Annotated in this window: 13 protein-coding genes; 1 reads left to right on the plus strand and 12 read right to left on the minus strand. The window is 66.4% G+C overall.

Features of this window, described 5'->3' with window-relative positions; all coding sequences use genetic code 11:
• Positions 1–195 precede the first annotated feature (195 nt).
• The 12 genes from Spa11_RS21155 to Spa11_RS21205 all read right to left on the minus strand — a co-directional run bounded on the left by Spa11_RS21155 (position 196) and on the right by Spa11_RS21205 (position 12,526).
• Positions 196–1,062 (minus strand): hypothetical protein, encoded by an 867-nt coding sequence (locus Spa11_RS21155; protein ID WP_145116568.1) that lies wholly within the window; start codon positions 1,060–1,062, stop codon positions 196–198.
• Positions 1,063–1,331: 269 nt separating this feature from the next.
• Positions 1,332–1,496 carry a hypothetical protein gene (locus Spa11_RS23135; protein ID WP_197529575.1) on the minus strand — a complete coding sequence of 55 codons (165 nt, stop codon included), beginning with the start codon at positions 1,494–1,496 and terminating at the stop codon, positions 1,332–1,334.
• 181 nt (positions 1,497–1,677) lie between these two features.
• Complete coding sequence (locus tag Spa11_RS21160; RefSeq protein WP_145116570.1) at positions 1,678–3,030, minus strand: phage portal protein; 1,353 nt, start codon at positions 3,028–3,030, stop codon at positions 1,678–1,680.
• A 368-nt stretch (positions 3,031–3,398) separates the two neighbouring features.
• Positions 3,399–4,994, minus strand: coding sequence for a phage terminase large subunit family protein (locus Spa11_RS21165; RefSeq protein ID WP_145116573.1), 1,596 nt, complete (start codon positions 4,992–4,994; stop codon positions 3,399–3,401).
• Positions 4,991–5,482, minus strand: coding sequence for a hypothetical protein (locus Spa11_RS21170; RefSeq protein ID WP_145116576.1), 492 nt, complete (start codon positions 5,480–5,482; stop codon positions 4,991–4,993). The genes Spa11_RS21165 and Spa11_RS21170 overlap by 4 nt, the downstream gene beginning before the upstream one ends.
• 267 nt (positions 5,483–5,749) lie before the next feature.
• A complete protein-coding gene (locus Spa11_RS21175; RefSeq protein WP_145116578.1) occupies positions 5,750–6,898 on the minus strand; it encodes a GNAT family N-acetyltransferase in 1,149 nt (382 codons plus the stop codon).
• Positions 6,899–7,068: 170 nt separating this feature from the next.
• The gene (locus Spa11_RS21180) at positions 7,069–7,620 is read right to left on the minus strand and encodes a ParB N-terminal domain-containing protein (RefSeq protein ID WP_145116590.1); all 552 of its coding nucleotides are present in this window, start codon (positions 7,618–7,620) and stop codon (positions 7,069–7,071) included.
• On the minus strand, positions 7,617–7,859 hold the full coding sequence (locus Spa11_RS21185; protein WP_145116592.1) for a hypothetical protein: 243 nt from the start codon (positions 7,857–7,859) through the stop codon (positions 7,617–7,619). Before Spa11_RS21185 ends, Spa11_RS21180 begins: the two co-directional genes overlap by 4 nt.
• A gap of 166 nt (positions 7,860–8,025) precedes the next feature.
• A complete protein-coding gene (locus Spa11_RS21190) occupies positions 8,026–8,871 on the minus strand; it encodes a hypothetical protein (protein ID WP_145116593.1) in 846 nt (281 codons plus the stop codon).
• 300 nt (positions 8,872–9,171) lie between these two features.
• The gene (locus Spa11_RS21195) at positions 9,172–10,380 is read right to left on the minus strand and encodes a trypsin-like peptidase domain-containing protein (protein ID WP_145116594.1); all 1,209 of its coding nucleotides are present in this window, start codon (positions 10,378–10,380) and stop codon (positions 9,172–9,174) included.
• Between the two features lie 5 nt (positions 10,381–10,385).
• Positions 10,386–10,961, minus strand: coding sequence for a hypothetical protein (locus Spa11_RS21200; protein ID WP_145116595.1), 576 nt, complete (start codon positions 10,959–10,961; stop codon positions 10,386–10,388).
• A 434-nt stretch (positions 10,962–11,395) separates the two neighbouring features.
• Positions 11,396–12,526, minus strand: a complete 1,131-nt coding sequence (locus tag Spa11_RS21205) for an endonuclease/exonuclease/phosphatase family protein (RefSeq protein WP_197529576.1) — start codon at positions 12,524–12,526, stop codon at positions 11,396–11,398.
• 381 nt (positions 12,527–12,907) lie between these two features.
• Here Spa11_RS21205 and Spa11_RS21210 point away from each other — a divergent pair, with 381 nt between their 5' ends.
• Positions 12,908–14,119 (plus strand): HEAT repeat domain-containing protein, encoded by a 1,212-nt coding sequence (locus Spa11_RS21210; protein ID WP_145116597.1) that lies wholly within the window; start codon positions 12,908–12,910, stop codon positions 14,117–14,119.
• Positions 14,120–14,276: the final 157 nt, after the last annotated feature.

The raw sequence follows: 14,276 nt of genomic DNA on the forward strand, positions 1-14,276 counted from the left end.
ACAACCAACGCCCGAAGGGCGCCGACTTATCCCCGGGGTTAGGGGAGGGTGAAACGTCTCCAGCTACCTAACGCATTGAGTACCGTTGTGTTGCAATTGGTACTCAGAGCGTGAAGAAGCTGGACGCCGCAGACCTCCCCCCGTACTTCTGAAAAAGGGCCTCCCTTACAGGGAGGGGGAAACAAAAGGCCGCCCTCACCGCCGCCGCGTGATCGCCTCCACAAACGCCCCCACGTCCGCACACGTTCGCGCATTCGACAGACCCGCCTGCTCGCGCGACCGCGGCTTCCGCGCTTCCATCAGCCGACGCGCCTCGCTCACCTCACGCTCGATGAGCGTATCGACGTCCTCCGCCGGCGCCGCGACTAGCTCGCGTAACGACGCCTCGCTCACCGCCGCCACGCCGCTCTCGCGAAGGCCCTGCTCGAGCTTCCGCAGCCGTGTCTCGCGCTCGGTCTGGGCAATGGCTTCTTCGAGCTGCCGCTTGAGGCTCGCGATCTCTTCTTGTAGCGCGACCGTCGGATCGAACTCGTCGAGCGCCGTTTGCTCGAACAGCCCCGCAGTCGTCGCCGGGTCGGCCACCAGGTCGACGCTCTGCACGCGGGTGATCGCCTCGACGACGATTCCCGCCCCGTCACGCCGCGTGCGGGCGAGCACGTTGTGCGACAGCCCGACGTTCTCCGGCGCGTGCTCAGCGTCCCATGCCAATTGCTCGGCCAGCGGATGGCTCGGGTTGTAGTGCAGGTCGCCGAACAGCCCCTGCCCCGCTTCGACACGCACGTTGCGCACGATCCCCAGCCGGTCGCGATAATCGCGCGGCGCGAGCGGGTCGCGCTCGGGGTGGTTCACATTGACCTTCGACCCCTCGTAGAGCCCGATCGCCTTCCGCAGGCCCGACTCCTCGTAACGCCGCCCATTCCGCGACCGCAGCCCGAGCAGCTTCACGCCCCGCAGCACCCCGCGCACGGCGTCCACCCGCAACGCCCGCCCCGCCGATTGCACGTATTCCTGCAGCGGCTGCTGCGAGGCCTCAATCGCCACGTCACCCGTTTCGTTCACCATGCCCCCCATGAATGCAAAAAGCCCACGACCATGCCTACCAAGAGGCAAAGTCGTGGGCTCGAGAAAGGATGCGCCGGTTCTCAAGAACCAACGCTCGGCTCGACGCCGTTGTTTGTGTAATAAAGCCTTCTGGTGGCGCTGCCCGAGGCTAGCGCCTACGGCTCAAGTCGTGCGTGACTTTTTTGAGCCGTAGGCGCTAGCCTCGGGCGCCACCGTTAAAAGTTCTCACGCAGAGAGAACTTCTCTTGTCGCCTTCCGCTCTCCCCCTTTCACTTCACCAGTCGCTCCGTCGCCACGCGCACCTGCTGAATAAACCCATCCTGCACGTGCAGCGTTAGCGACACCGAACCGTAGTACCCGCGCTGCGTCGCCTCGCTGAGGAGGTCGACAAACGCCGACTCCGCGTCCCGCGCTTTGCCCCGACCATTCATCATTGATCTCCTGTCGTTTCGCATGGCCGTATTATATGCGACCGACGGTGAACAGACGTACCGTAATAGCCACTTTTCCGCACAATCTGACGAGGGGCTAGGGGCTGAGGGGTTGAGGGGCTAAGGGAAGAGACGGGGGATCGCTTGCGCGTCCCCTCAGCCCCTTAACACCTCAGCCCCTCCGTCACTCCATGCACGCGTCGGTTCTTCTGCTCCTGGCGTAATCGAGCCCCAGCCGCTGGCTCCACGTCTGTGTCGATAACACGCCGTTGCGGTACGCAATCTCATCCGCCCGCGCTTCGAGCGTGCGGTCGCGTGTGTGTAGCGTCGGCGCGGTGACTTGCAACTCGACGGCCGCCGCCGCGTCGGCGCTCAAGCGCCCGTAGCGCACCGCGTTGTCGATCACCCGGTGGAAGACCCTTCGGTCTTGCTCGATCATCGCCGCTTGCAGCCGCCCGAACATCTTCACGGCCGGGCCCTCGGCCACCATCGTCGAGGCGTAGCTGGCGTTCGACGCGTCCGACGTGAACATGAACTCCGGCATCACCAGCCGCGCGGCGATCGCCCGCAGCTCGGCCTGCAGGATCGTCACGTACCCGGCCGCATCGACGCCCGTCGCCGGGAACTCGTACTCGAGCCCCGACGGCGCGTCGAGGATCGTCCCCGGCCCATACTCGGTAACGCGTCGCGTCCGACCCGCGCCGTCCATCCGCGTGGCGGCCGACCGATCCGCGACGAACTGTTCGACGCCGGTGCGCGTCGCGCTGCGGTGCTTGCGGATGAGCGCGATCGCCGACTGGATCTCCGCCACGACGCTCATATTCCGCAGCAGCTTCTCGGCGCGCCGCAGGTTGGCCCGCACCGCCGTGTAAAGCGGCAGGCCCCGCTTCACATTGCGATCGACGTTCGCCTTGCGGTGCTGGATCTCCCCCGCGTCGATCAAGCGCCCGTCGATGTAGTAGCCGAGCACCGTCTCGACATCGTCCGCGTCGGTGAGCACGCCATGACTCGAGGGGCTGTCATCGCCCAGTTCCCGCGGCGGCGCCACCTGCTCGGGCTCGACGAAGCGAATCCGCGTCCCGCCGCGCCCGTCGTCGAAGTACCTGAGGAACACTTCACCGTCGCGATCGAGCCGCCGCACGAGCTCCTGCTGGCGATCGTGCCAGTCGTTCTCCGCCAGGAACTCGTCAACGACCGCTTGGACCTCAAGGGCCAGCGCGACCGGCGCCTCGACGCCCTTGCGGATCGTCGCTTGGTACAGGTGCCCCGGCCCGACGATGTAGCTGATCCGGTTCTCGTGCCCGTTGATCGCAAACTCATTCGAAACCGCCAGCCGCCGGCACTCCTGCCGCAAGTCCGCCAGCTGCGGCAACGAAAACGGCGCCGACGCCGCCGTCGTCCCCACGCCCCCCACCGACGCCCACCACTCTCCATTCTCGCCACGGAACGCGTCCCGCGGGTCGATGTAGTCGCCCCACATGGCGTCGAAGGCTTCGAGGAGGCGGGTTTCAAGTTGCGTGAGAGAGGCGTGTGACATGCTGTACCTATGGATCGAATGTTGTAGTGCGATGGGTAATCCCCCTCCCTCTTTAAGGAGGGGTTAGGGGAGGGTCTGCGTTCTCCGTTACGAAAAACTCCGTCAGCGATTCGAGCCACGCACGTAAATCGGTACTCAATGCGTAAGGACGCTAGTCACCGCAGACCCTCCCCCCCACTTCTCTGAATGACGGGCTCCCTAAAAAGGGAGGGGAGTAGCGCTGCTTGATCTGTTTAGATAGTGGGTCGTCTGGTGATTCACTCCGGTCGCTCACGCTCCCGGCTCGCCTCATAGGTGGGTTGCAACCCACCGAAGCCGGGCACCCACTTCGCGGTGGGTCCCGACCCACCCTACGCTTGCGCGTCCCCTCAGCCCCTTAGCCCCTCAGCCCCTAACCCCTCGCGCCAAATCTCCTCCGCCAGCCTCATCGCCATCTCCAGCGCGTCGGGCCCGTCGTCGTGCGCGCCGATCGGGAAGTCGCGCAGCTGGTCCACCAGCAGCGCCGCCCCCGGGCTGCCGCGCTTGAAGCGCAGCCGCCGTTGCGACAGGTACGGCCCCAGGCGCCGGATACGCATCGCCTTGTTCGTGTGGTTGTGGATCTCGCACGGCGTCATCCCGATCGCGCCCTGCCGCGCGAACTCCGCGACGAACTCGCCCGCGAGCAGCTGCTGCCACTGGTTCGCCTCGACGCCAAACGCGTCTGGCTTGAACGCCAGGCAGTGCGCAACGCCGTCCGCCGCCATCTGCGCGGTCGGCCTTCGCGCGAGGTCCGCGTCGATGTGCAGCACGCCGTTTTCATCGACGCCGAGCAGCACGATCGCCGAGTAATCGCCCGTCCGCGCGTCGCTCCCCTTGCTGGGGTCGATCGCGATCACCCGCAGCTTCAGCCGCTTCGGCCAATCCGCGAACCAGGCGTGCTCGCCGAAGTACGAATCGGGCCACTCGCACCGCGTCGGGTCGATCGGCGACCCCTGCTTCTCGCGCTCGAACGCCGGATGGCCGCTCTGCACGCGCATCTCCATCAGCGTGTAGAGGTCCTCCTCCTCGGGCCACAGCACCTCGGCGCCCGCGTGCAGCGCGAAGCGGTTCGCCTCGTAGAACGCCCGCGCGTCGGCGGCGGCGTGCTTGCGGTCGCTGTCGCAGTAGATCACCTCCCACTCGCGCCACAGCTCCGTGTCGTGCGGCCAGCGGACAATCGCCCGGAAGGTCTTCGAAGCCCAGCCCGCCGTTTGCCCGAGCCGCATCGCCAGCGCGTCGCGGTGCAGGGCCGTGGCGACGTTGACGAGGTTCGTCTCCTTCGTGCCCGCCTTCATCAGCGTGCCGTGGAACCACTGGCTCGACGCCTCGCGTTGCAGCGCCGAGGCGATGTGCCGGTCGTTCTGCAGGTCGTCGCACACCACCAGCGTCGGCCGGTGCGACCTTCGCCGGCGCCCCCGGATCCGCTGCCCCGTGCCGTACGCCTCGATGACGACGCCGTTCCGCAACTCGACGCCCCCCGCCTGCCAGCGCGGCCCGCGGCCGACCGCGCTGGGGTAGGCCGCCGCCAGCTCGCGGTTCTCCAGCAGCTCGGTCTTAACGTTCTCGAGATGCGACTGGGCCTGGTCCTTGGTGTCCGACACGATCCAGATGTAAGGCTCGCTCCCCTCGACCGCCGCCCGCAGCACGCCCGCCAAGGTGGCCACCGTCGACTTCGCCGCCCCACGCGGCCCGATCACGTTCACCTTCAGCCCCCTGCTCTCGCGCATCAGGTCGAGTTGATCCCCCAACCACCGGTGCAACAACGACGGCGGCTTGGCGAAATGCGCCGGCAGGTAACGCTGCCCCCAAGCGACGAGCCCCGTGTCGGCCTGCTCGAGCGGTCGCGCTAGCGGCCGCCCGAGGAACGCCGCCGCCAGCGCCCCACGGAACGCGCGGCTCAACCGCGGCGACGCCCGTCGATCGATCTTCCCCCAGTACGTCGTCATGCGTCCTCCCGTGCGTCGCCCGCGCTATCACCCTCAACCGATTCGTCCCAACCGCCGACATACGACAGCGGGTCGATCAGCGACTCGGCAAACTCACTCAGCGCGTCGAGCACGCGCCGCCGGTCCTCCTCACAGCGGATCGCTGGCGCCAGCCCGCCCGCCACGGCGCCGAGGAACCGCACAAGGTCACGCCGCCCGATCGTCCCCGCGTCGCGTCGGCCGTAGCGTTCCGGGAAGCGCCGTTCGAGCCACCACACACTCGCCCGCCACGGCCCCTCCTGCCGCGTCGCCTGCTGCACGCACCGCATGTGCCCCAGCTCACAGGCCGCCTCTGCCCGCCGCACATCGGCCCCAAACCGCGCGTCGCGCAGCATCTCCTCGCCGATCTGCTCCACCGAACAGTTCACATACTTGGCGGCCGTCTCCTGGTCGCACCCGACGGTGGCGATGAGGATGACTTCACGTTTTTGTTCGTCGGAGAGGTACACAGGAGTCAGGGGTCAGGGGTCAGTAATCAGTTAATCAAGAACGGAAGCGAAGCGCCCGCCCGTGTCCCCCTCCCTTCTAGGGAGGGGCTAGGGGAGGGTGAAACGCGTCTCGTGAATTGCCGCATCGAGTACCGCGACGCCAGAACCAATTGGTACGCACATCAGCCATGCGCCGGCCGCGGCCCCTCAGGGGGAAGGGGGATTACGCGCCCGGAGTCGAAGAGCGAACACGGATTGAAAGCGAGTACCCGCGTCAACTCCGGTCGCTCACGCTCCGGGCTCGCCATCTCTCTCCTCCTGACTACTGACGACTGATCCCTGACGACTGCCCACGTACTCAAACGAAACCACCGCCCGCCCCGCCGAGTTCCGATACGCCGCGAACGCTGCGCGTTGGTTCGCCACCGATTGCCCTGTCTTCTTCACCGCGACGGTCCGCCAGTTGGGCGAGCGCTGGCAGTGCCGGATCAACGCGGGGTGGCTGCTGGTCACATTGATCCGCAAGCCCTCTTCGACGTGCAGCTCGGCGACCGCTTCGACGAAGCGCATCCCGATGCCGATCCCTTGGTAGTCGGGCAGTGTCACGATCCGTGTGAACCGCCGGCGTCCCTTCTGCGCGATGATCGGCAGCGTCGCCGCGAAGGCCACCGGCTCGCCGTTCCAGGTCGCCAGGTAGCACCGCGCCTGCTTGGCCAGCGAGCCGCTCAGATAGTGATGCCGCGCAAACAGTCGCCAAGCCTCCAGTCGGCAGCGATGGACCTCCAGCTCGATCCGCGGTCGCCGAAGACGCCTCCGGGTTAGCTGACTCGTGGCCATATCCAGCACCCAATCGGGCTCCAACCACTCCGCCACGTCGTAGTGGCAAGTCACCGCGACGAAGCGAGCCGGGATCACGCCACTGCGGACCTGCTTCGCAATCGCCGCCGAACAAACCCGCGCCACGTTGCGATCGACCACACTCGTGAATTCGTCAAAGGCGATGACATCTGCAGGGGCGCCGGGTTCCTCACAACTCCTCGCCAGCGCCCGCGCCAGGTCGCAGCGGAACCGCTCGCCGCCACTCAGCACCCGGTAAGGCTTCACCCAAGAAGGCGGCGAACCAAAGCCCACCGCCGTGAACAACTCGACGACCTTCCGCACCGGCGTCTCGCCGAACCCATCGATCACCGCCAGCCCGTCGTCCCAAGCCGCCGCCTCGTCCAACGAATCCCCAAACGCGGCCCGGGCCACGGTGCTCTTACCACTCCCCGAGGGCCCCACGATCAAACCGATCGACCACGCCTCGTCACGAGCAGGCAGCTCCACCTCAAACCGCTGCGAGACGCGTTCCGCCAGCGGCAAGTCAAACATCCCCGCTGCCTGCTGCACCCGAAACGACTCCGCCACGGGGCAGTCAACCTCGACAGTTAGATCCACGTTGGCTTCCTTTTTTGCACCACTAAGGAACAAAGGAACGAAGTAGGGAAAGAGCCTGCGAATGACGCAAATGACCGCGGATTTCTTTCATTCGTGCTTATTCGCGTTATTCGCGGGCTTCTCTTTCTTCACCACCTTTGTTCCTTCGTTCCTTTGTGGTTAACAAATCTTCAAAGCGTCAGAACACGGCAGCGAAACCCCGCCGCCCGCATCCGCTCATAAACCTCGCGCTGCTGCGCTTCGCCATCGACTTCGACCACCACTTGGTAGCTCGGCGTGATCTCGACATCCGCCGGCGCCGGCAGCGCTTCTTCGCTCTCGATCTCGCGCGCCAACTTCGCCAGCATCTCGCCGACCGCCTTGCTCTCGGTCTCGACGGCGCCCAACAGCGCGCCGAGCCGCGTGTCATCGACGCCGGCGAGCGACGCCAGCGGGTCGTGCGTCAACAGAACCTTCTCCGCCTCGGCGTCGTCGAGGTCGAGCACCAGCACCGGCACCATCATCGAAGGCGTTGTTTCCGCCCGCAGATGCCCGTCCACCAATTGCAGCGACCCGTCCGGCAACTCCCTAGCGAGCAACGCGCCGGCCATGCCGACCTCGTTGAGCAGCCCTCGCAGCACGTCGCGTTGAAAGCGCGAGTGTGTCCGCCAGTTCTTCGGGTGCGGCGCAAGATCGCCCGCGCGCACCCGTCGCAACTCTTTCACCCGGTCACGAATCTTCATCGCATGCTCCTTCTTGCCAGATGACGCACGTCTTGCTGCAACAGCTCGACGTTGTGCTTGAGCCCCGCCAACTCCGCATCCACCGCCGCCAACCGCTCGCGATGCGTCTGCGAGATGTCGTAAAGCTTGTAAAGCGTCGCCCCACCGAGCGACAGAATCGCCAGCGCCAGCGAACAAAGCCCGCCCCAATCGGCGGGAGCGAGTCGCACGCGATCGGTTGTTTCGGCAACGCGAACCATGGCGTAGTCGTCAGGGGTCAGAGGTCAGCAATCAGGAAGAACCACGTCTGTAGGAGGCGTCTCCGACGCCGATTTCACGCACCATGCGGTTACGGGGTGGAGACCGAAATCGGCGTCGGAGACGCCTCCTACAGTTCTCGTTACCTTCGTGGCTCACTTCGTTGAACTACGGCCCCGGCGCCGGCGGGATGATCGGCCCCACGGCCGCGCTGTTCGTCGCGCCCGCGCCGACGGTCGCCCCCATCGTCGCGTCGCTGCGCGTCGCCCCGTAGAAGCTCGCCAGGTTCGTCGGCCACGGGCCGATGTCCGCCGGCAGCTCGGTCACCGGGATGCCCTCGGCGAGCAGCTCCAAGCGGTCTTCGGTGAACACCCGGTCCAAGCGCGGCACGGTGTCCACCATCTCGGTCGAGGTGAAGAACTTCGACGGGTCGTACGCCGCCAGGTCGGCGTCGCTGAGCAAGAAGCCCGGCGCCTGGGCCGCTTCGCGCGTCTTGCCGAACAGCTCGATCGCCATGTTCGTGTAGACGCGCCGCAGGTACTGACCGACCTGCCCCGCGAACGCCGTACTGATCTCCATCTCCTTGCGGTTCTCGGTGTGCTGCATCGCCTCGGCGAGCGACACCAGCACCATGCCGGCCCAGCGCCGCATGAACGGGTTCCGCACCTTGAAGAACGGCACCGGGTAAACGCGGAACACCTCGCCCGCCGGGCGCGAGTGGAACGCCTCCATGTTGTCCTCGCCCGGCGACACGGCCCGCCCCGCCAAGATGCTCGCCGCCCGCACGTACAGCTTATGGACGCGCTTGCACGTGTTGATCGAAGGCGGGATCCGCAGGTCGACGTCCTCGTGGTGCATCACGTGGAACAAGTTCCGCCCCACCAGCTCGACCCAGTCGAGAATCTGCGGGTTTAAACTCCCCACGTCATTCGACCAATTGGGGACCGCATAGCCGGCGTCGCCAAAGACGCCAACCTTGTACCAGAGAACCGCATCGGTGTTTGTAAGTGGCATGATGTAAGAAAGGGGTTAGGGGTTAAGGGGTTAGGGGCTGAGGGAGAACGGCGAGCCGTAAGCGTCAGCGCCCGGAGGGAACCCGCGAATCAACTCGCTCTTGCGAGTGACAGGGAGCCGGAACCGTAAGGGACCGGAGTCGCAGCGCGTCCTCGCTTACCATCTGTGATCTCGCTTTCATTCCGTGTACCTGGGTCACTCCGGTCGCTGACGCTCCCGGCTCGCCAAAACTTCGCAATCAAACTTTTTCCTTCGTTCCTTCGTTCCTTCGTTCCTTCGTGGTGAACTTCCTGCCCACCACTAACTCTTCCCATTCAGCTGCTGCCGAATGAGCGAATCCAAACTCGTCAACAGCTCCACCGAGCCCGGGAACTTCCGCGCGAGCTGCTCGCTCGCCCACTGGTGCGCCCGGGCGTAGTCGTCGCGTTCGTAGGAGACGTAGTGCGTCTCGGGGACGACCCGTTGCGGCGGGGGCGGCGAATCGATCGCCACCTTTTGCGGTTCGCAGCGATCGGCCCGGGCGTCGCGCTTTGGTTGCCGCAACCAACGAAGCCCCGCCCACGCCGCCAACCCCAACGGCCCACCGACCGCGACCGCCGCGAACAGCGACTCGACCCGGGCCGCGGTCCTCAGTCCGCCGGCGACACGCTCTCCGACCCCACCAACCGGCGGCGCCAAACGAGGCGCAGGCGAGCCGGGAGCGTCAGCGACCGGAGGGCGCGCCGGCAAACTCTCCAACCGCTTCAACCGCTCCTCCAACTGCGCCGCATAAGCTCGCAACTCCTTCCGCAGCGAATCCGTAGCGACCTCGGGTTCCGACTCGGGCTCTCGTCTCACCGGCGCGAGTTCGCGCTTTGGCAACCGCTCTAGAATCCGCCGTAGGGGCTCGCCCCCCATCGCGAACGTCTCGCCGTTGCTGGCGCCCCAGACGACCGCCACGAGCCGCCCGCCCGCGTCGAGCACCGGCCCGCCGCTGTCGCCCTGACGGACCGCGCCGCGGACCCGCACGCTCGGCGCCGACGCGCCGGCGGCGGTCGAGAACCCGAGCACCGGCCCGCGGACGCAACGCAACTGGCCCGTCGATCCGAAGCCGCACGCCGACAGCCATCCCGTCGCTGTCCACTCCGCCGTCTCAACCGCACGACCGGCGACGCCTTGTGTCTCCAACAACACCAAGTCGTGCACCCGATCCATCGCGACGATCCGCGCCGCGAGCGACCGCCCGGCGAGCTGCACCTCGGTCTTCCCTTCACTCGTAAACAAGTGAGCGCAAGTCAGCACATAACCATTGCCGTTCCGCGAAGCGACAAGCGTCCCCGACCCAATCGAGGCGCCCCCCCCTTCGTGGTGAACAATCCGCGCAATCGACTCGTGTGTCCGAGGCCCAGCCGCTTGCACAGGGCCGACCATTGCCGGTGGCCTCGCGACGTAGCAGCCGTTCGGCCCGCACTGCGCCGCCGCGGCGCCAACAAGCGCCAACCACCAACCGAGTAGCAACGCGTGGTTCATCGCCCTCACTCCCCGGCAAACGTGAACTGGTACTGATAGAACGGGCTCCGCGCGAGGTCCGCCGGCTCGGTCACGCGATCCGCCAAGTAGGGCGCCGGGTCGACGCCCCCCGCGAGCCGGTCCGCCATCGCGCACGCCTGGCTACAAAACGGGGGACGCCGACTCACGGACCGGTCCTCGACGTCCGCCGTCACGCACATCCGCGTGATCGGCAGGTGCAGCAGCGCCGCCTCGATCACGGCCGCGTAGCCGTAATCGCAGCCCGCGAGCAGCCGCATGTACCGCGTCGCGGCGGCCGCGTCGTACTCGGGCCAGCGGTTGCCCGGATTGGCGCGGAACAGGTCGATCCGTCCCGGGCAGCGCTCGACCTGGCTGGCGAGCGTCACCGCCCGGCCGCCGAACCACTCGCGGACCTCGACGCAGAACGGCTCGTCGCCCCACCACGCGACCTTCGCCGCGTGCGAGTGAACGCCGCGCCCCGCGATCGAGATCAATCCGCGCCGCCGGAAGAGCAAGAGATCGCCATCGCGAAGCTCCCCCTTCACGTCCGCCAATCGAACCTGTTTGCGTAGCGGTAGCACGATGGACCTTCCCCGTGAGTGAACGCGACCAAAGAGCGCGGCCCAAAAACGAAAAAAGCCCGTCGCGAAACCCTCCTGCGGCAAAGCAGAAAGGTCTCGCGACGGGCTCTTCGTGACGCCGTCGCCGAGACACCAAGTGTCTCAGCAAGGCTCGTTAGGACGCCTCGTCTTGTGATGCGTGTATTTTAAGGCGCCGGGTGGCTATTTCCAAAAGAGAAATCGACAATCGACAAACTTATAGGAGGCGTCTCCAGACGCCGATGACGCGCACCATGCCGTTACGGTAGGGACACCGCAATCGGGGTCTGGAGACCCCTCCTACAGCAAAGCTGGGAAGAAAAGGGGCTGAGGAGTTAAGGGGCTGAGGGGACGCGCAAGCGACCCCCAGTCCATTCCCTTAGCCCCTCAAATCCTCAGCCCCTCAGCCCCTCCCGCTACCGCGACGCGCTCTGATACGGCCCGCCCTCGATCGCGCTGAACTTGCCCCACACCGGCAAGTGGTCCGAGATCTCGAGCACCTGCTCTTCCGACAACTGATACGTCGAGCGCAGGTCCATCACGCCGTGGTCGAGGTACTCGACCGTGTTCTGCCGCGGGATCAAGATGTTGTCATACAGCCGCGTGCCGCGGGTGTTGGTCGCTTCTCTCCGGATCAGCGGCGCGATGTTGGGGATCGTCCCCAGCAGCCCTAAGTCGCGCGGCGTGATCGAACGCTGCTCGGCGTCGGGCGTCCAACGCGACGCGGCCGGCACCGGCGTGTTCAAATCGCCCAGCAAGATCACGTCGTCCTCGACCCCGCCATCGATCTGCGAACGCCGCACCTGATCGTAAACGTAGTACAACGCGTCGAGTTCTTCGGGGACCTCGTCCGGGTCGGTGTGGATGTTGATCAGCGTGAACGTGAACGGCGTGTAAGGCGGCACGATCCGTGTCTTGAACAGCGCCGCGAACGGCTCGCGATGCAACCGGTCTTCCGGATCGGGAACGACGGCGCAGAACCGTGGATGAACCTCGATCGTCGCCGTGTTGAAGATGAACGCGTACTGCTCCTTGCTGCTGGTCCGACCCAGCCGCGGGCTCACCCGCGAATCGTACCCGCCCGACGTGACGCCGACGTTCACGTAGTCGCGCAAGAACCGCGGGATGAAGTTGGTGTCTTGCGTGCGGATCTCTTGGATCGCGATCACGTCGAAACTCTTGACGATGTGCGCCAGCGCCCGCATCACGTAAGGCTTCTCGGCCTTGGCGTCGCCGAACACCTGGATGTTGAACGACGCGATGCGGATCGACGGCGGCTCTTGCACCACCGGTGGCGGCGCGAACTGCGCGGCGCCGCCCACCGGCGTGTAGTTGTAGCCACCCGCGTAGGGGTTTTGCTGAGGCGTCGTCGGCGCGGGCTGCGGCGCCGACTGTTGCTGCCCCGGCTGCTGAGCCAGCATCGGACCGACAGTGGTCCGGACAGATTGCACCGCTTGTTGGAGCTGCTGCGGGCCGACGTTCTGGAGCGCCGTCCAGCCGCCTCCCACGAGCGCGGCGAGCAGACCTAATGAGACGATGCGCTGCACGGCGCCCCTCCTGGGCATCGAGCGCTTCACGGACGCGACGCCAGCCGCTGCAGACAACGGGCGCGCGTAACGGCGCCCCTCCGTGGGGGCCGCGGCGTAAGATTAGCTATCGTCGCCTCTTTCACCTATGGCGAAATGAGGCTGCCCACCACGTAGGGTGGGTCGAGACCCACCACGAAGCGGGTACCCGGCTGCGGTGGGTTTCAACCCACCCTACGAACTATACTAGCGATGCTGGCGCCCGCGCCCTGACGGGAAATGACGAAGCACGAATGACGAACCTGCCGGTAGCGGCATAATCCTCCGACAGGTTCGTCATTCGGACTTAGTCATTCGTCATTTCCCTAAACCCTCAGCCCCTCAGCCCCTGACTCCTCTACAATGGTCCGTCTCTCGCTCACCGCCGCCTGCGTCGCCGCGATCGCGGCCGCACAACCGGCGCCAGCGGACCAGGTGGAACTCGCCACCGGCAGCCGCCTCGACGCCCGCGTCGCCTCCGAGCCGGCCGAGTCCCGCTCGCACGTCGCGCTTGAGTCGGAGTACGGCCGCCTTGTGCTGGACCGCGACCGCGTCGCCCGCGCCGTCAACGAGACCCCCGCCGAGGCCGAGTACCGCCGCCGGTCGCCGAGCGTCTCGGACACGGCCGAAGCCCAGTTCGCGCTGGCCAATTGGTGCCGCGACAACGGCGTCGCCGAGGGCATGCGTCGCCACCTCGCGCGCGTCCTCGAGCTCGACCCCGAGCACGCCGAGGCCCGCATGCTGCTCGGCTACCAACAGATCGACGGCCAATGGATGACGCGCGACGACGTCCTCGCCGCCCGCGGCCTCGTGCGTTGGAAAGGCGAGTACCGCACTCCACAAGAGGTCGCGCTGCTCGAACAAGCCGAGCAGGCCGAAGCCGCGGCGCTCGCCTGGCGTAACCAACTCGCCCAGTGGCGCGAGAGTCTCGACGGCGCCGACCGCGACGCCGCGCGCCGCGCCGAGGAGTCGCTGCTCACGCTCTCAGACCCCGCCGCCACGGCCGAGCTGCTCAAGCTGCTCGCCGATGAAAAGACGCCCCAAGTGCGCCGCCTCCTCATGAAGTCGCTCGGCAGCCTCGGCACGCCCGACGCGCTCGCGACCCTCGCCAACCACGGCATCGCCGACGTCGATCCGGACGTCCGCGCCGAAGCCGTCGATCAACTGATCGCGTCGGGCCGGCCCGGCCTCGCCATCCCCTTCGTGAAGGCGCTCCGCGCGGACAACCCGTTCTATATCAACAACGCCGCGTGGGCGCTGGGCCGCCTGCAAGCGGCTTCGGCGATCGACCCGCTGATCGACGCCCTCGTCACGACGCACAAGCGGCAGGTCGGCAACGACTCCGGCGGCGACTCGTACTCGGTGGGCTTCAACCCCGCGACCGGCGGCGGCGGCACCTTCGGCTTCGGCGGCGGCGGCCCCAAGATCGTCGCGAAGAACTCCCGCAATCCCCAAGTGCTCGACACGCTCGTGCACCTCACCGGCGAGAACTTCCAGTACAGCAAAGAGAAGTGGCGTGCGTGGCTCGCCGACCAGCAAGTCGCCCAAGACATCGACCTCCGCCGCGACCTGTAAAACCGCGGCGTACCTTCACGCCCTGTAGGAGGCGTCTCCAGACGCCGATGACGCCTCCTCCAATCCAAATCATTACAGAGCCACGGAAAGCACGGAGAAGAATGGAACGTGGATGAAGGGGATTATCGCGGATGAAATTGCTGTTTTGATCAGCGGC

The sequence above is a fragment of the Botrimarina mediterranea genome (genome assembly GCF_007753265.1).
In the GTDB taxonomy this organism is placed as follows: Bacteria; Planctomycetota; Planctomycetia; order Pirellulales; family Lacipirellulaceae; genus Botrimarina; species Botrimarina mediterranea.